Here is a 15,343-nt window from a genome sequence, read left to right as displayed (position 1 = left end):
GTTTAGTAGGCCTTTTTGCCTTGGGCTTCCCGCAAGCGCCGGTGGGCCTCCTTAAAGCCCACCAGCTTGCGGCGTTCCTCGTCGTAGAGGTGCATGTCGGCGAAGGCGATCTTGAAGGCATCCTTGAGGGTAACCGTGGGGGCCACCTTTACCAGGTCCACCTCCTCCTGCACCTTGGGCAGGAGGTAGTTGGGGATCTTAGGGGCCAGGTGGTGGATGTGGTGGAAGCCTATGTTCCCGGTGAGCCACTGGAGCACCCTGGGAAGCTTCAAATAGGTGCTTCCCTCCATGGCCGCCTTCAGGTATTCCCAGCGGGGGTCGTGCTCCCAGTAGGCGTCCTCAAACTGGTGCTGCACGTAGAAGAGGAAAATGCCCACCATTCCGGCCATGTACTGGATGGGCAAGTATACGAGGAGAAGCGTCTTGACCCCGAAAAAGACCACGATCCCCGCCAGCAAGAGGGCCAGGAAGAGGTTGGTTAAGGCCACGGAGTTCCGCACCGAGGGCTTGTCCGAGCCGTAGCCTAAAGGAAGCCGGTAGGAGAGCATGAAGACGTAGATGGGGCCCAGGAAGAACATCACCAAGGGATTCCGGTAAAGCCGGTACTTGAGCCTCTCCCAGGGGCTGGCCTTCAGGTACTCCTCGAGGGTCATGGTGTAGATGTCCCCCACCCCTCGTTTGTCCAGGTTGCCGCTGGTGGCGTGGTGCCGCGCGTGGGAAAGCTGCCAGTGGTGATAGGGGACCAGGGTCAGAACCCCGGTGAAGAAGCCCAGAAGGTCGTTGGCCCACTTCTTGGGGAAGAAGGAGCCGTGGCCGGCATCGTGCTGCAGGATGAAAAGCCGTACCAGAAAAAGGGCGGCCGCGAAGTCCAGGAGGAGGGTAAGGGCCAGGGAAACGGAGAGGGCCTTGTGGGCCAGGTAGAAGAGGAGGAGAAAGGGAAGGAGGGTATTGGCCACCTGGCGGAGGCTCCGTAGGGTGTGGGGCTTGGCGTAGGGTTTGATGAGGGGGATCCAGTCTTTGGGCTCTACCTTCTGCATACCTTAACTCCCTTCCAGGAGCGCCTCAGGTTAGCCCCTAAGGGGGTGAGGATGGTGAGAATATCCAGGCCCAAGTGGGCCGAGGAGTCGGGGTACCCTTGGCGGCCCTTGGGGTGGGGAGGGTGAGGGGTTGCCCCGGCTGGGCTTCCCCTATGCCCAGGGGGCACTTTTTGGAGCTCCAATGCCCCTCAACGGGTCCTGAGCCTTTCGGGCCTTGCCTCCGAGTCCAGGATGAGGGTGACCGGCCCATCGTTCACCAGGTGCACGTGCATGTGGGCCCCGTAGATCCCGGTTTCCACGTGCACCCCCTGCTGCAGGAAGGCTTCTATGGCCGCCTCATAAAGCCTTTTCCCCACCTCGGGGGGTGCGGCCTTGACGAAGGAGGGGCGGTTGCCCTTGCGGGTGTCCGCATAAAGGGTGAACTGGCTCACGAGGAGCACCTCCCCTCCCACCTCCTTCAGGGAAAGGTTCATCTTGCCGTTCTCGTCCCCGAAGATGCGCAGGGCCACGATCTTCCGCGCCAGGTAGAGGGCATCCTCCACCGTGTCCCCTTGCCCCACCCCCAGGAGGACCAGAAGCCCCAGGCCAATCCTCCCCACCTCCTCGCCATTCGCCTCCACGAAGGCCTCGGAAACCCGTTGCACCACCGCCCGCATGCCTCACCCCCTGGGCCCGGCGAAGAGGGCCACGGTGCCCGGGCCCGCGTGGACGCTCACCGCAGCCCCTGCCCGCAAGGGGCCCAAGACCTCCACCCCTTCCGCCCTCAGGGCCTCGCCCAGGGTCCTGGCGCCCTCGAGGTTGCCCGCATGGGCTAGGTAGACGGGTCCCCCGGCCGGGGAGTCGCGGCGGAAGAGCTGGGCCAGCCGGCGCAGGCCCTCCTGGAAGCCCCGCACCCGGAGGCCAGCCAGGACCCGGCCCCCCTTGACCTCCAGCACCGGAAGGATGCTGAGAAGCCCGCCCATGAACCTCTGCAAGCCGGATATGCGCCCGGAGCGGTGCAGATAGGTGAGGGTTTGGGGAAGGATATAGCCCCGCACCCGCTCCCGATAGGGAGCCACGGCCTCCTCCAGCTGGTCCCAGGCCACCCCCCTTCTAAGGAGCCGCCGGGCCTCCTCCAGCACCAGGAGAAGGCCTCCGTTAAGGGACCAGGAATCCAGCACCTTGACCCTTCCCCCAAACTCCTGGGCTATGGCCATGGCGTTGGCCACGGTTCCCGAGAGGAGGCCGGACAAGTGGACGGAAAGCACCCGCTCGTGGGTTTTTAGGAGGGTTTCGTAGGCGGTGCGCAGGTCTTCCGGGGCCACCTGACTGGTGGAAAGCCGCTCCCCTTGGCGCAGAAGGTCCAGGACTTCCTCGTCGGTGATCTCCAGCTGGTCGCGGAGGGCTCTATTTCCCCAGATCACCTGCTGGGGCACCACGTGAATGCCCTGCTCTAAGGCCTCTTCCGGGTTTAGGCCCAGGGTGGAGTCGGCCACGAAGGCCACCTTAGAGGCTATAGGCATAAAACCCGTAGGTGCCGGGGCCGGTGTGGCTGGCGATTACCGCCCCCAGCTCGCTCACCAGGGCTTCCTCCACGGGGAAGCCCGAGGCCAAGACCATCTCCTTTAGGTCCCTCACGGCGCCTTCCTCGGCGCTGTAGAGGAAGAAGGCCCGGATGCGTCCCCGGCCCTTGGCCCAGGCCTGGAAGTCCTTAAGGATCTCTTCCCGGGCCTTCTTTTCCCCCCGGGCCCGGCCCGCCGCCTCCACCCGCCCCTCCTTCAGGGTCAGGATGGGCTTGATGCCCAGGAGGGTGCCCAAGAGGGCCTGGGCCCCGCCGATCCGCCCACCTCGCTTTAAAAATTCCAAGGTGGCCACGCTGAAGCGCACGAAGTGGTCCTGGCGGATGCGCTCAAGCTCGCGGATGACCTCCGGCAGGGCCTGGCCTGCCTGCAGGAGCTCGTGGGCCCGCAGGACCATCATGCCTATCCCCAAGGAAGCCGCCTGGCTGTCAAAGACGGTGATGCGCTCGGGAAAGTGTTGCGCTGCGAGAAGGGCGGACTGCACCGTTCCCGAGAGCTTGGCCGAGATGTGAACGGAAAGCACGTGGTCGGCCTCCCGCAAGGCCTCCTGGTAGGCCCGCTGAAAATCCTCTGGGGATGGCTGGCTGGTGGTGGGAAAGGCCTCCCCCTCCCGCACCTTCTTGAAGATCTCCTCGGGGGTGATCTCCTCCCAGTCCCTATAGATGCGTCCTCCCAGGTTCACGTAAAGGGGTACTACCCTTACCCCCAGGCGTTCCCTTAGGGGCTGGGGTAGGTCGGAGGTGGAGTCGGTGATCAGGGCAACCTTCATATCTCCTCCTCGTGCTCCCGGACAAGATACCACAGGTCTAGGGTGGGGTGTGGTGGCCTTATTGCTCTAAGAGGGGCTTTCTGCTAGGGTCAAGGGTATATGTGGCGGGTCTTGGTCTCCGACGAGATGCGGCTTGGGGATGTGAGGTACCCCGGGGTGCTTTTGGACTACCGGCCGGGGATCGGGCGGGAGGAACTCTTGGAGATCATCCCCGCCTACGATGCCCTCATTACCCGGAGCCGAACCCATGTGGATGCGGAGTTGCTGAAGCGGGGCAAGCGGCTCAAGGTGGTGGGACGGGGCGGGGTAGGCGTGGACAACGTGGACCTCGAGGCGGCAAGCCGCCTGGGCATCCTGGTGGTGAACGTTCCCGAGGCCAACACCCGCTCGGCGGCGGAGCTGGCCTTTGGCCTTCTTTTGGCGGCAGCCCGGGGCATTGCCCTTTCCGACCGCAAGATCCGGGCCGGGGAGTGGGACCGCAAGTTCTTGGGTCTGGAGCTTAAGGGGAAAACCCTGGGCATTATCGGCCTGGGAAGGATCGGAAGCCAGGTGGCCCGCTTCGCCAAGGGGTTTGAGATGCGGGTCTTGGCCTACGACCCCTACATCCCCCGCACCCGGGCGGAGAGCCTGGGGGTGGAGCTCCTGGAGGACCTTTCCGACCTCCTCCGCCAGAGCCATTTCCTCACGGTTCATGCCCCCCTCACCGAGGAAACCCGGGGGATGATCGGGCGTAGGGAGCTCTACCTCCTCCCCCGGGGAGCGGTGGTGGTGAACGCGGCCAGAGGGGGCATCGTGGACGAGAAGGCCCTTTTGGAGGTTTTGGAGGAGGGCCACCTCTTCGCCGCAGGCCTGGATGTGTTTGCCCAGGAGCCTCCCCCCAAGGACCACCCGCTTCTCAAGCATCCGAAGGTGGTCCTCACCGCCCACCTGGGGGCTAACACCTTTGAGGCCCAGGACCGGGTGGGGGAGGCGGTTTTGGAGCGGGTGGTGCGTACCCTGGAGGGGGATCTCTCCTATGCCCTGAACACCGGGTTTGACCCCGAGGCCCTCGAGGCCCTAAGGGGCTTCCTACCCCTGGGGGAGGCTTTGGGAAAGCTTCTTGCCCAGATCGCCCGGGGCCGGCCCGAGGTGTTGGAGGTAGGCTTCTTGGGCCGGTTTGACAAGGACCCTGAGCCCGTGGCCAGCGCCGTGGCCAAGGGTTTCCTCTCCCGGGTGCTGGGGGAGGAGATGGTGAACCTGGTTTCCGCCAGGCCCCTTCTTAAGGAGCGGGGCGTCCGGCTCGTGACCCGCAGGCAGGAGGAGGCGGGGGAGTACACCAGGCTTCTGGAGGTACGCCTTGCCACCGACCAGGAGGAGCGCCGGGCCCGGGGGGTGGTGATGGCGGGTAAACCGCGCCTGGTGGGCATAGACGACTATGCCCTCGAGGTGGTGCCGGAGGGGTACATGCTGGTCTGCGTCAACTACGACCGCCCCGGGGTGGTGGGCCAGGTGGGAACCCTCTTGGGCGAGGCGGGGGTGAACATCGCCGGAATGCAGCTGGGCCGGGATGTGCCGGGGGGAAGGGCCCTCTTTGTCCTCACCGTGGACCAGAAGCCTGCCCCGGAGGTCCTGGAGGCCCTTCGGGCCTTGCCGGTTTTGGAGAGGGTGGACCTGGCGGAGTTTTAGAGCCCAAGTGGGGTCGTTAGAGGAGAGGGTATTCTCATGCGCTTTATATCGTGAAAAACCGCACACATAACCCCTGCGTTTATGCTCACTTAGAGCCGAAAGTTCAGACTTGACAGAACATACCGATCCATGTATCTTGGTGTGCGTGGATCCTACTTTGAAGCACTGGGTGGAGGAAACCGGCCTTCTCTTTGAATCCGCAGGCCTGCCTCGAATGGCTGGGCGGGTTTTGGCTTACCTCCTGGTGTCCGACCCCCCGGAGGCTAGCGCCAAGGAGATCAGCGAGTTCCTTTCTGCTAGCAAGGGAGCCCTGAGCCCTGCTCTGAACCTTCTTGTTCGGCTGCAGTTGGTGGAGCGCCTGCGTCGCCCCGGGGAGCGCGCCGATCGGTATGCCGTGCGTCCAGGGGCCTGGAAACGGCTTCTCATGGAAAAGGCCCGAGCGCTTTCCCTTTACCGGGAGCGGGCGGAAAAGGGGTTGGCCCTGGTGGGGGAGGGTAAGGGGGATCGGCTTAGGGAGATGCGAGACCTGTACGCCTTCTTTGAGCGGGAGCTTCCCAAGCTTCTGGCAAGATTTGTGGAGGAGGGATGAGCCTTCTGAGGTTGGCCTGGCGCAATGTGCTAAGGCAGAGGCGGCGCACAGCCCTATTGTCCTTAGTGGTGGTCTACGTGTCCGTGGCAGTTCTATTCCTGTTCGGCTTCCTGGATGGCTACGGGGAGAGCTTAGTAGAAGCCTACGGCCAGTATGTGGAGGCTCCCGTAGTGGTAGCCCAGGCCCTATGGTGGGAGGACCGCGATCCGGAGCATGGTCTAAGGGTCATGCCCAGCCTCACTTACCCCCTCATCCAGGCTATGAGTCCTCGGCTTTCCCTGTATGCCCTTTTGCGCTCCCCCTACCACGTGCAGGGCGGGGTGGTCCTCGGAGTGAAACCGGAAGAGGAGAAGGCGCTTTCCCGCGTGCCTTCCAAGGTGAAGGAGGGCCGCTGGCTTAGCGGTCCGGGAGAGGTGGTTCTGGGATACCGTTTAGCCCAGAGGCTAGATGTTCGGCTTGGGGAAAGGCTGGTGGTGGAGACCGGCCAGGGAGCTTTGGGGCTCGAGGTGGTGGGCTTGGTGCAGGCGGGGGTTGGCAACGTGGATTTCGCTGGGGTTTACGTGCACTTGGAAGATGCCCGTAGGCTTTCGGGTAGGGAAATTTTGGCTACCCATTTGGCGTTGAAGGTGCCCAGGGGGCAGGAGGCTCGGGTGGCCCAGAAGCTTAACGAAAATCTTCCCCAGGGCTTTTTGGCCAAGGACGTATGGGAGCTTATGGGACCCATCCGGGCTGACTATGAGGGAAGCCGCCTGTTCTACCTGCCCCTCTTGGCGCTTTTTATGTTGCTGGCGGCGGTGGCGGTGGTGAGTACGGTCTACGTGAGTGTGCGGGAACGGCTAAGGGAGTTTGCGATAGTGGAAAGCCTGGGTTTAGCTCCAATCCACGTGGCGGCCCAGGTGGCTTTAGAGGCCGCTCTTGCCGCCGCCTTGGGCCTGATGGCTGGACTCCTTTTAGGCTATGCCCTCCTGTGGTACACCTCCACCCATGATGTGTTTGGGCCCCTGATGCGCCTTTCTGTGGAGCTCCTGCCGGAGGCGGGGCTTTCCGAGCATCTGTACACGGCCTTGAGGCCCATCTACGCCCTGTACGCCAGTCTGGTGGTGGTTCTTTCCGCCCTTCTAGCCCTCCTGTTTCCAGGGAGGTTGGTGCTTCGCCTCGATCCATCCCATTACCTGAGGGGGGAATGAGATGAAGGGGATGCTTGTTTTCCCGTGGGTTCTTTTGACCCTGGCCTTGGCCCAATCCCCTTTGGAAAAGCTTCAAGAAGCTTTGGACCGTCTAAGGGGTCCGGCCCACCAGGGGGTGTACGAGCTTCGAGTGGAACGGCCCGGCTTAGTGCGTACCTACCGGTTGAAGGTGTACACCGATGGCAAGAGGGTCCACGTTCGGGTGTTAGAGCCTAGAAGCGAGGCTGGCCAGGCTTTTCTCTCCCTAGGGGAGGACCTGTACCTTTACGATCCCAGGTTGGGCCGCACCTTGCGCCTTCCCCCTGCGGGCCGGGGGGAGCGGTTTCTGGGTTCGGACCTCACCTACCAGGACCTTATGGGCCGGGACCTAGAGGAGCTTTTCCAGGTGGGGGAGGTCCAGGGGGTGCTGGTGCTCACCCCAAAGCCAGGAGCCCCTACCCCTTACGGGAAGGTGGAGATGTACCTGAAGGACCGCTTGGTGGAGCGCATCCTTTACTACGACCAGCGAAACCTGGCGGTGCGGGAGCTTAAACTTTCCGCTTACCAGCGTTCGGACGGAGCTTTCCTCCCCAGGGAGATGGAGCTTCGGGATGTGGAAAAGCCAGGGTACCGCACCCTTTTGCGGATAGCCGAGGTTCAGGTGGGACCCGTGCCCGAGCGGTGCTTCAATCCCCTTTACCTGGAAAGGGGGTGCTAGGGTGGTTAGGCTGGCCTGGCGGAACCTCCTCAGAACCCCTGGGCGGAGCCTGGTGACGGGAGGCGTGGTGGCCTTGGTGGTCCTCTTATCTTTGGTCTTTCTCTCTGTGTACGCCGGAGCTTTTGACGCCTTTTATCGTCTTCTTCTGGAAAGGACAGGGCATCTGGTGGTCCGGGTGGAGGGATACCAGGAGGGCAGAGACTTTGAGAGCCTTGTCTTTCTTCCCCCTTCCTTACCCCTGGCCCCAGGGGCCGAGGTGGAGGGGGTGCTGGAGGGAAGGGGGTTAGCCATTGTTGGGGAGCGGAACCGAGCGGTGGTGATTACGGGCTTGGAGCCCCGAGGCCTGGCCCGGCAACAGAGCCTTTTGAAGAAAGGAAGACTTCCTCGAGGCTCGGGGGAAGCCCTTTTGGGCGAGGCTTTAGCCAAGGCCCTCAAGGTGGGCCTGGGGGAGGAGGTGGTGGTCTACGCTCCCGGCGGGCTTGGTTTGGGGGTATACCCCTTCCGGGTGGTAGGGCTTTTGGACCTTCCGGAAACCTCCCTCGAGGCCCAGACACTTTTGGTTTCCCTTGTAGATGCCCAGGTTCTTTTGGCCCCAGGCCGGGTGACCCGGATGGAAATCAGGCTTCCAGGGCTTGGGCTTTACGATTTTAAGGCTCTGGAGGAAGTTAAGAAGACCCTGGCTCCCCACTTGCAGGGGCTGAAGGTAGAAACGTGGCTTGAGGCCAATCCCATTTATGCCGCGCTTATTCCTCTTTACGACGCTATTATGGCTGTATACGTGGGCATCTTTTTTGTCCTCGGGGGGCTTATTCTCCTTAACGCCCTCTACCTTTCCCTGGTGGAGCGGGTGCGGGAGTTCGGTCTCTTGACGGGCTTAGGCCTTACCGGGTGGCGTGTTTTGGCCCTGGTTTTCTGGGAAAGCTTCCTTTTGGTTGGGGTGGCGGCCTTGGTGGGGACTGGGGCGGGGCTAATTGTGCATGCGGAGTTGGCCAACGGTTTTCGCCTGCCTATGCCCCAGTGGATGCTGGAGCAGTACCGGGAGTTTGGCCTGCCGGAGGTGCTCTATGGAAGGCTAGGGGTGAAGGAGGTGCTCCTCACCCTGGGTTACTCCATCGGGATTGCCCTGTTGGCGGCCCTGTGGCCGGGGTATGTGGCCTCGAGGTTGGAGCCCGTGGAGGCCATGCGCTATGTACCGTAGGAGGGGGGTATGCCCGTTTTAGAGGCAAAAAGGGTGTGGAAGGTATTCCGGGGCGACGGGGTGGAAACCGTGGCCCTTAGGGGAGTGGACTTGGTGGTGGAGGCAGGGGAGTTCACCGCCTTGGTGGGGCCCTCGGGTAGCGGCAAAAGCACCCTTCTTCACCTTCTGGCAGGGCTAGATTTGCCCACGGAGGGGGAGGTCTGGGTGGGAGGAAGGTTGCTTTCCGGCCTATCCCGAAGTGAAAGGGCCCGGGCGCGCTTGGAGAGAATCGGCCTGGTATTCCAGGCTTACAACCTTCTGCCGGTTCTCAACGCCCTGGAAAACGCCGCGTTGGTGCTGGAGCTGCGGGGGATCCCCCGGGCCGAGCGGGAGAGGAAGGCTTTGGCTGCCTTAGAGGCCCTGGGCCTCATGGACAAGGCCCGGCGTTTTCCCCGCCAGCTTTCGGGAGGCGAGCAACAGCGGGTAGCGGTGGCCCGGGCCCTGGCGGCCGAGCCCCTAATCGTTTTGGCGGATGAGCCCACGGCTAACCTGGATTCCAAGAACGGCCTGGCCTTGATTGAGCGCCTGAAGGCGTTAAATCAGGAGCAAGGGGTAACCTTTCTCATCTCCACCCATGACCCCAGGCTCTTGGAGCATGTGGGGCGGATCGTGCACCTCGAGGACGGGACTATCGTGGGGGAGGAACGGCGTTAGGTAAGGGGTCCATGCGCAGCCTTTGGCTCCTTTCCCTCCTGTGCTCTGCCGTCGCCCAGGGTCTAGAGGTCGGGGCTTTTGGCCTGGCGGACCAAGGCCCCGCCTTTTACCTCCGGCTTTGGGGCCAGGCCATGGGGGAGGGGGTGCGCCTCAGCTATGCTCTAGCCCCTTACTGGCGGCTAGGGCTTGGGGAAGGAGGGTTTTCCCTGGAGCAACTTTATCTGGTGGTGGAAGGGGTTGCTCCCCGAAAGGAACAGGTTGGCGAGGTGGACCTAGCTTTTGGCCGTATGCCCTTGACCCTAGGGGAAGGGCGCCTCTTCCCCTCCGCCTGGGATACCCCTGGTCCTGCAGGGGGCCAGGAGGGGGTTTGGGGCGTCTCCTTAACCCTATACGGGGAGGTCAGGTGGCGGCTCGGGTATGCTTTGGCACAGGGGTTTTGGATCGAGGGAGCTCTGTCTGACCTCAAAGTCTATGCTTTTCCCCTTGGCTTGGGGGTTTCTGGAAACCTTGCCCTAGGGGGAGGATTGGCCTATGGGGAGGCCTTCCTGACTCGTTGGGGGCTGCGGGGACTAGTGGGTTTTACCTGGGCCCTGGGGGAATATCAGCTCCTGGCAGAGATTATGTATCCCTGGGCCTGGGGTGTGCGCTGGGTGGGAGGGAGCGAGGGTGCGTATTACTGGCTCCAGCTTAACTACCGGGAGGGCTTAGGGTGGGGGGTGGGCCTGGAGCTGGAGGGGTTCGGCCTGAGCATGGCGGGTGGGGAAGGAATATGGCGCTATTGGGTGGCTTGGCGGGGGGAGTTCTAGGGCTTCAGCGCCCTTTCCCGAACCCGTAGACCAGCTCCTCCTCCTTGCGCACCACCAGGAGGATGGCGGACCGGCCTAGGCTATCCTTGAGGAGGTAAAGGCTTCGCACCTCCCCGTCCACGGTCCTTTCCTCCTGCTTTTCCACGAAGTAGCCCGCGGCGGCGAAGCTGGTGAGCACCTGCTGGACGAAGGCGGCGTGGAGCCTGCTGGCGATGCCTTTGGCCACGAAGGCCTCGAGGGCATACCCCTTGGCCTCGGGGAAGCGGAGGAGCAGGGGGTCAGGGTTTTTGGCCCGATAGCTTCCCGCGGGTAGGCGCACCGCCGGGTCCAGGCTGGAGGCCAGGGCCACCACCGCGGTGGCCTCCAGGAGGGTCTGGGCCAAGCCCACCCCACCCAGGAGCAGGAGGACCAGGAGAACCACCCTGGGCTGTCGCATAAGGGGATTTTACCCCATGAGGAGGTCTCGGGCCCTGAGGGCCAGGTGGACCTGGGCCAGGACCTCGGGGCGGGACAGGGAACCCAGGGCGGCTTCTATGCGTTTGAGGCGGTAGCGCAGGGTGTTGGGGTGGATGTGGAGGGAAGAGGCCGCCTCCTCCACGCTGCCCGTGGCCATGTACACCTCGAGGGTCTTCAGGAGCTTTGGGGGCAGGGGTAGGTAGCGCTCCACCAGGGCCTTGAGGTCCTCGGGGGACTGCTGGAGGAGCACGAAGGCCACGGGGTCCAGGCCGCTAAAGGAAAGGGCCTCACCAGCCCGGGCCGCCTTGAGGGCGATGAGGGCCTCGCGGTAAGCGTTTTGCACCTCCTCGCCAGCGGCGTGGACCGCGGAATACCCCAGGCGGCTCCCCGGGGGCAGGGCGGCCAGGAGGCTTTGCGCCTCTCTTCTGGGGTTGTGCACCTGCCACATGGCCGCCAGGCGGTTTCCCCGGGTGGTGAGGAGGTAGGGCACCCCCAGCCGGTCCAGGAAGGTGCCGGCCCGGCGCCTCAGTTCCAGGGTGGCCTCCCTCCTTTGCTCCTCCGCCAGCCGGTGGCGGCCCGGCACCGCCTTGGGTTCCACCAGGGCCAGGACCCATTCCACCCCCTCGGTGAAGCCGAAGGCGAAGAGCCGGTCGGGCTCCGATTCCCCCAGGATGAGGCCATCCAGGAGGGCCCCGCCCAGGGATTCCTCCTGCATTCTCTCCAAGGAGCGCTCCAGGGCCCTGACCCGGAGGAGGCGGGCGGCCACCTCGAGGAGGCCCCGGGCTTGCCGCAAGCCCTCCTCCTCCCCGTAGGCCACCAGAACACCCTCCCCTGCCTCCAGGGAAAGCCATCCCCGGCCTTCCCCGGGCTCCTTGGGGTGCTGGGGAGGCACAAGGCCGGCAAATCCCAACACCTCCCCCCATGGGGCTACCCGGGCCAGGGCCAGCCCCGTGGCCTGGTAGAGGACTTCCAGGAAGGGCCTTTCCGGAAGCCTCATCAGCAGGTCCAAAAGCCCGGCCATCCCCAGGCCGGAACCCAGGTGGAAGAGGCGCAGGGCCACCGCCTTGGCCAGCTCCTCCCGCTTCAGCCAAGGGGGGTAGACCCCCACCCCCAGGCCCTCCTTCCGGGCATACTCCAGGAGTTCCGCATCCGGGTCGGGAAGGAGGAAGCCGCTGGCGGTGCGGTAGCGCCAGAGGCTTCCCTCGGGGCGGGAGAGGAGAAGGGCCCCCTCCAGGGGCAGAAGGGGCTTGGCCTCTTCCAACAGGTAGAGGACCGGCCTATGGGAAGGGACCAGGACCTCGAGGCCCAGGTCCTGGGCCAGGCGGAGGAAGGAGATGGAGGTGGAGCTAAACTCGGGCATGGCCATTGTTCTGTTGCACAATACACCCCGTTAGGCCCGGCTACAAGGGAGGGCCTTTTGTATGTAAGGACAATTCTCTGCATAATCTTGTGCTATCTACAGTTGCCCTCCAGGGCTGGGACGGCCATCCTGGGGGAGGAAAGGAGCAGCATGTTCCGCGGGTCCATTCCTCCCTTACCCACACCCTTTCGGCGAGGCCATATCGACGAGGAGGCCCTTCGGGGCTTGGTGGAGCGGGTGATCCAAGGGGGCTCCCACGGCCTCAGCGTGGGGGGCACCACGGGCGAACCCGGCACCCAGACCCTGGAGGAGAGGAAGCGGGTGATGGAGGTGGCCCTGGAGCAGGCGGCGGGCCGGGTTCCCGTCATCCCCGGCACCGGGGCCCTCCGGCTCGAGGAAACCCTCGAGCTCACCCGCTTCGCCAAGGAGGCAGGGGCCCAGGGGGCCATGGTCATCGTTCCCTACTACCTGAAGCCCAACCAGGAAGGGCTTTACCGCTACTTCGCCGAGGTGGCCAAGGCGGTGCCCGACTTTCCCATCCTCATCTACAACATCCCGGGCCGGGCGGGGGTGGAGATCGCCCCCAGGACCGTGGCCCGCCTCCGGCGGGACTTTCCCAACATCGTGGGGCTCAAGCACTCCTCCAAGGACCTGGAGTACCTCTCCCAGCTCTTCCAAGAGGTGGGAGAGGACTTCCTGGTGTTCTGCGGCTTGGAAAGCCTCACCCTGCCCATGATGAGCCTGGGGGCGGTTGGGACCATCGCCGCCACCGCCAACTGGCTTCCCAAGGAGGTGGCCAGGCTGACGGAGCTGGCCCTGGCAGGGGATTTCCGGGGGGCTAGGGAGCTCCACTACCACCTCCTCGAGGCCAACGAGGCCATCTTCTGGGACACCAACCCCATCCCCTTGAAAACCGTCCTGTCCTGGATGGGCCTTTTGGAGAAGGAGTGGCGCCTCCCCTTGGGGCCCGCCACCCCCGAGGTGGAGGAAAGGCTGAGGGCCATGGCCCGGCGCTACCGCCTGATCGGGGAGGAGGCATGAAGCTCTGCCGTTTCCTGGCTAGGGGAAGGCTCCATCACGGGGTTTATAGGGATGGGGTCCTCCTGGATGAGGCGGGGGAGGCCCACGATCCCGAAGAGGTGGCCTGGCTCCTTCCCTTCACCCCGGGAAAGGTGATAGGGGTGGCCCTAAACTATGCGGACCACGCCGAGGAGCTGGGCCTTTCCCGCCCCGAGGAGCCGGCCCTTTTCTGGAAACCCAATAGTAGCCTTCTCCCCCACAAGGGGGTGGTGCGTTACCCAAAGGGGGCGGAGTACATGCACTATGAGGTGGAGCTGGCGGCGGTGGTGGGCCGGCCCATGCGCAGGGTGAAGGCCAAGGACGCCCTGGACTACGTCCTGGGATACACCATCGCCAACGACCTGGTGGTGCGGGACTATGTTTCCAACACCTTCCGCCCTCCCATCCGGGCCAAGGGACGGGACACCTTCGGCCCCCTTGGGCCCTTTCTGGTGGTGGGGGAGGTGCAGGACCCCCAGAACCTCACCCTAAGGGCCTATGTGAACGGGGAGCTTCGCCAGGAGGGGCACACCTCGAGGATGCTCTACTCCGTGGCCGAGCTTTTGGAATACATATCCGAGTTCATGACCCTGGAGCCCTACGACGTCATCCTCACCGGGACGCCCAAGGGCATAAGCCGGGTGCTCCCTGGGGATGTCATGCGGCTGGAGATCGAAGGGCTTGGCGCCCTGGAAAACCCCATAGAGGAGGAGGCATGAGGTACCAGGACCAGGTGGCGGGGATTCCCTGGGAAAGGATTGAGGCTATTCGGAAGGCCCTAAAGGGGTGGACGGCCCTCCACCTCATCGGCGGGGAGTTCCGCCCCTCGGAAAGCGGGGAGGTCTTTCCCACCTTGGACCCTTCCACCAACGAGGTGCTCTCCCATGCGGCCCGGGGTGGGGAAAGGGAGGTGGACCGGGCGGCCAAGGCCGCCCACGAGGCCTTCCAGCGGTGGAGCCGCACCCCAGCCCGGGAGAGGAAGCGCTACCTCCTGAGGATCGCCGAGCTTTTGGAAAAGCACGCGGATGAGCTGGCGGTGGTGGAGGCCTTGGATGCTGGGCAGGTGCTCCGGATCGTGAAGGCCCAGGTGGCCCGGTCTGCGGAGAACTTTGCCTTCTACGCCGAGTACGCCGAGCACGCCATGGAGGACCGCACCTTCCCCGTGGACCAGGACTGGCTCTACTACAGCCTGAGGGTTCCGGCGGGGCCGGTGGGCATCATCACCCCCTGGAACGCCCCCTTGATGCTCTCCACCTGGCGCATCGCCCCGGCCCTGGCCTTTGGGGACACGGTGGTGCTGAAACCCGCGGAGTGGAGCCCCTTAACCGCCAGCAAGCTGGCGGAGATCGTGCAGGAGGCTGACCTTCCTCCTGGGGTCTTCAACCTGGTCCAGGGCTACGGCGAGGAGGCGGGGGCCGCCTTGGTGGCCCATCCCCTCGTTCCCCTCATCACCCTCACCGGGGAGACGGAGACCGGGAAGATCGTCATGCAAAACGCTGCCCGCCACCTCAAGCGGCTCTCCTTGGAGCTTGGCGGGAAAAGCCCGGCCTTGGTCTTTGCCGATGCGGATCTGGAAAGGGCTTTGGACGCGGTGGTCTTCCAGATCTACTCCTTCAACGGGGAGCGGTGCACGGCGAGCTCCCGCCTCCTGGTGGAGGAAGCCATCTTTGAGACTTTTGTGGAGAGGGTGGCGGAAAGGGCCCGGGCCATCCGGGTGGGCCATCCCCTGGACCCCGAGACCGAGGTGGGCCCCCTCATCCACCCCGAGCACCTGGAGAGGGTCTTGGGGTATGTGGAAGCGGGCCTCGAGGAGGGGGCGAGGCTTCTGGTGGGCGGGAAGAGGGCCACCACCTCCTTCCGCGGGGAGGATCTTTCCCAGGGGAACTACCTTTTGCCCACCCTCTTCGTGGGGGAGAACCACATGAAAATCGCCCAGGAGGAGATCTTCGGGCCCGTCCTGGTGGCCATCCCCTTCAAGGACGAGGAGGAAGCTCTCAGGAAGGCCAACGACACCCGGTATGGGCTTGCCGCCTACGTGTTCACCAAGGACCTGGAAAGGGCCCACCGCCTGGCCTTGGAGCTAGAGGCGGGCCTCGTATACCTCAATAGCCATAACGTGCGCCACCTGCCCACCCCCTTTGGCGGGGTGAAGGCCAGCGGGGAGAGGCGGGAAGGTGGCCTATACGCCCTGGAGTTCTACACCGACCTCAAGGCCGTGGGGCTTCCCCTGAGGTCCCCCCACGTGCCCAAGTTCGGGAAGAGGTGAGA

At 64.1% G+C, this 15,343-nt stretch carries 16 protein-coding genes; 10 read left to right on the top strand and 6 right to left on the bottom strand.

The features are described from left to right. Positions 1 to 2: 2 nt before the first annotated feature. The 4 genes from L0C59_RS05025 to L0C59_RS05010 form a co-directional block, all read right to left on the bottom strand. Positions 3 to 1,037, bottom strand: coding sequence for a fatty acid desaturase (locus tag L0C59_RS05025; RefSeq protein WP_243090110.1), 1,035 nt, complete (start codon positions 1,035 to 1,037; stop codon positions 3 to 5). A 188-nt stretch (positions 1,038 to 1,225) separates the two neighbouring features. After that, complete coding sequence (gene dtd / locus L0C59_RS05020) at positions 1,226 to 1,693, bottom strand: D-aminoacyl-tRNA deacylase (protein ID WP_243090109.1); 468 nt, start codon at positions 1,691 to 1,693, stop codon at positions 1,226 to 1,228. Between the two features lie 3 nt (positions 1,694 to 1,696). Further along, positions 1,697 to 2,539, bottom strand: a complete 843-nt coding sequence (locus L0C59_RS05015; protein WP_243090108.1) for a DegV family protein — start codon at positions 2,537 to 2,539, stop codon at positions 1,697 to 1,699. Beyond that, on the bottom strand, positions 2,523 to 3,365 hold the full coding sequence (locus L0C59_RS05010; protein WP_243090107.1) for a DegV family protein: 843 nt from the start codon (positions 3,363 to 3,365) through the stop codon (positions 2,523 to 2,525). The genes L0C59_RS05015 and L0C59_RS05010 overlap by 17 nt, the downstream gene beginning before the upstream one ends. A gap of 99 nt (positions 3,366 to 3,464) precedes the next feature. Here L0C59_RS05010 and serA point away from each other — a divergent pair, with 99 nt between their 5' ends. The 7 genes from serA to L0C59_RS04975 all read left to right on the top strand — a co-directional run bounded on the left by serA (position 3,465) and on the right by L0C59_RS04975 (position 10,200). Continuing rightward, complete coding sequence (gene serA, locus L0C59_RS05005) at positions 3,465 to 5,030, top strand: phosphoglycerate dehydrogenase (protein WP_243090106.1); 1,566 nt, start codon at positions 3,465 to 3,467, stop codon at positions 5,028 to 5,030. 145 nt (positions 5,031 to 5,175) lie between these two features. After that, entirely contained in the window at positions 5,176 to 5,619 is a 444-nt protein-coding gene (locus L0C59_RS05000; RefSeq protein WP_243090105.1) for a GbsR/MarR family transcriptional regulator, read from the top strand. Then, positions 5,616 to 6,806, top strand: a complete 1,191-nt coding sequence (locus L0C59_RS04995; RefSeq protein ID WP_243090104.1) for an ABC transporter permease — start codon at positions 5,616 to 5,618, stop codon at positions 6,804 to 6,806. The genes L0C59_RS05000 and L0C59_RS04995 overlap by 4 nt, the downstream gene beginning before the upstream one ends. A 1-nt stretch (position 6,807) precedes the next feature. Next, entirely contained in the window at positions 6,808 to 7,503 is a 696-nt protein-coding gene (locus L0C59_RS04990; protein WP_243090103.1) for an outer membrane lipoprotein-sorting protein, read from the top strand. Position 7,504: 1 nt separating this feature from the next. Further along, positions 7,505 to 8,701 carry an ABC transporter permease gene (locus L0C59_RS04985; protein ID WP_243090102.1) on the top strand — a complete coding sequence of 399 codons (1,197 nt, stop codon included), beginning with the start codon at positions 7,505 to 7,507 and terminating at the stop codon, positions 8,699 to 8,701. Positions 8,702 to 8,710: 9 nt separating this feature from the next. Further along, complete coding sequence (locus L0C59_RS04980; protein ID WP_243090101.1) at positions 8,711 to 9,394, top strand: ABC transporter ATP-binding protein; 684 nt, start codon at positions 8,711 to 8,713, stop codon at positions 9,392 to 9,394. Positions 9,395 to 9,405: 11 nt separating this feature from the next. Further along, the gene (locus tag L0C59_RS04975; RefSeq protein ID WP_243090100.1) at positions 9,406 to 10,200 is read left to right on the top strand and encodes a hypothetical protein; all 795 of its coding nucleotides are present in this window, start codon (positions 9,406 to 9,408) and stop codon (positions 10,198 to 10,200) included. 4 nt (positions 10,201 to 10,204) lie between these two features. Here L0C59_RS04975 and L0C59_RS04970 read toward each other — a convergent pair whose 3' ends face one another. Next, positions 10,205 to 10,636, bottom strand: a complete 432-nt coding sequence (locus tag L0C59_RS04970) for a hypothetical protein (protein ID WP_243090099.1) — start codon at positions 10,634 to 10,636, stop codon at positions 10,205 to 10,207. Positions 10,637 to 10,645: 9 nt separating this feature from the next. After that, positions 10,646 to 12,022 (bottom strand): PucR family transcriptional regulator, encoded by a 1,377-nt coding sequence (locus L0C59_RS04965; RefSeq protein WP_243090146.1) that lies wholly within the window; start codon positions 12,020 to 12,022, stop codon positions 10,646 to 10,648. Between the two features lie 144 nt (positions 12,023 to 12,166). On the opposite strand from L0C59_RS04965, the gene hpaI reads away from it, so the two are divergent. Genes hpaI through hpaE form a run of 3 tightly spaced genes read left to right on the top strand, consistent with a single transcriptional unit; the run spans position 12,167 to position 15,341 of the window. Next, a complete protein-coding gene (hpaI, locus tag L0C59_RS04960; RefSeq protein ID WP_243090098.1) occupies positions 12,167 to 13,057 on the top strand; it encodes a 2,4-dihydroxyhept-2-ene-1,7-dioic acid aldolase in 891 nt (296 codons plus the stop codon). Further along, positions 13,054 to 13,794 (top strand): fumarylacetoacetate hydrolase family protein, encoded by a 741-nt coding sequence (locus L0C59_RS04955; RefSeq protein WP_243090097.1) that lies wholly within the window; start codon positions 13,054 to 13,056, stop codon positions 13,792 to 13,794. The genes hpaI and L0C59_RS04955 overlap by 4 nt, the downstream gene beginning before the upstream one ends. After that, on the top strand, positions 13,791 to 15,341 hold the full coding sequence (hpaE, locus tag L0C59_RS04950) for a 5-carboxymethyl-2-hydroxymuconate semialdehyde dehydrogenase (RefSeq protein WP_243090096.1): 1,551 nt from the start codon (positions 13,791 to 13,793) through the stop codon (positions 15,339 to 15,341). The genes L0C59_RS04955 and hpaE overlap by 4 nt, the downstream gene beginning before the upstream one ends. The last annotated feature ends 2 nt before the right edge of the window (positions 15,342 to 15,343 follow it).

The organism is Thermus neutrinimicus, assembly GCF_022760955.1.
GTDB lineage: Bacteria > Deinococcota > Deinococci > Deinococcales > Thermaceae > Thermus > Thermus neutrinimicus.
The sequence above is the reverse complement of the archived record's forward strand: the minus strand, read 5'-3'. Positions and strand labels throughout refer to the sequence as shown.

Bases quoted from the DNA above. Each gene is read 5' to 3' on its own strand.
- serA (WP_243090106.1), top strand. From the start codon at position 3,465: ATGTGGCGGGTCTTGGTCTCCGACGAGATGCGGCTTGGGGATGTGAGG.
- L0C59_RS04990 (WP_243090103.1), top strand. From the start codon at position 6,808: ATGAAGGGGATGCTTGTTTTCCCGTGGGTTCTTTTGACCCTGGCCTTG.
- L0C59_RS04995 (WP_243090104.1), top strand. From the start codon at position 5,616: ATGAGCCTTCTGAGGTTGGCCTGGCGCAATGTGCTAAGGCAGAGGCGG.
- L0C59_RS04965 (WP_243090146.1), bottom strand. From the start codon at position 12,022: ATGGCCATGCCCGAGTTTAGCTCCACCTCCATCTCCTTCCTCCGCCTG.
- L0C59_RS05025 (WP_243090110.1), bottom strand. From the start codon at position 1,037: ATGCAGAAGGTAGAGCCCAAAGACTGGATCCCCCTCATCAAACCCTAC.
- hpaI (WP_243090098.1), top strand. From the start codon at position 12,167: ATGTTCCGCGGGTCCATTCCTCCCTTACCCACACCCTTTCGGCGAGGC.
- L0C59_RS05015 (WP_243090108.1), bottom strand. From the start codon at position 2,539: ATGCCTATAGCCTCTAAGGTGGCCTTCGTGGCCGACTCCACCCTGGGC.
- dtd (WP_243090109.1), bottom strand. From the start codon at position 1,693: ATGCGGGCGGTGGTGCAACGGGTTTCCGAGGCCTTCGTGGAGGCGAAT.
- hpaE (WP_243090096.1), top strand. From the start codon at position 13,791: ATGAGGTACCAGGACCAGGTGGCGGGGATTCCCTGGGAAAGGATTGAG.
- L0C59_RS04955 (WP_243090097.1), top strand. From the start codon at position 13,054: ATGAAGCTCTGCCGTTTCCTGGCTAGGGGAAGGCTCCATCACGGGGTT.
- L0C59_RS04975 (WP_243090100.1), top strand. From the start codon at position 9,406: ATGCGCAGCCTTTGGCTCCTTTCCCTCCTGTGCTCTGCCGTCGCCCAG.
- L0C59_RS04980 (WP_243090101.1), top strand. From the start codon at position 8,711: ATGCCCGTTTTAGAGGCAAAAAGGGTGTGGAAGGTATTCCGGGGCGAC.
- L0C59_RS04970 (WP_243090099.1), bottom strand. From the start codon at position 10,636: ATGCGACAGCCCAGGGTGGTTCTCCTGGTCCTCCTGCTCCTGGGTGGG.
- L0C59_RS05010 (WP_243090107.1), bottom strand. From the start codon at position 3,365: ATGAAGGTTGCCCTGATCACCGACTCCACCTCCGACCTACCCCAGCCC.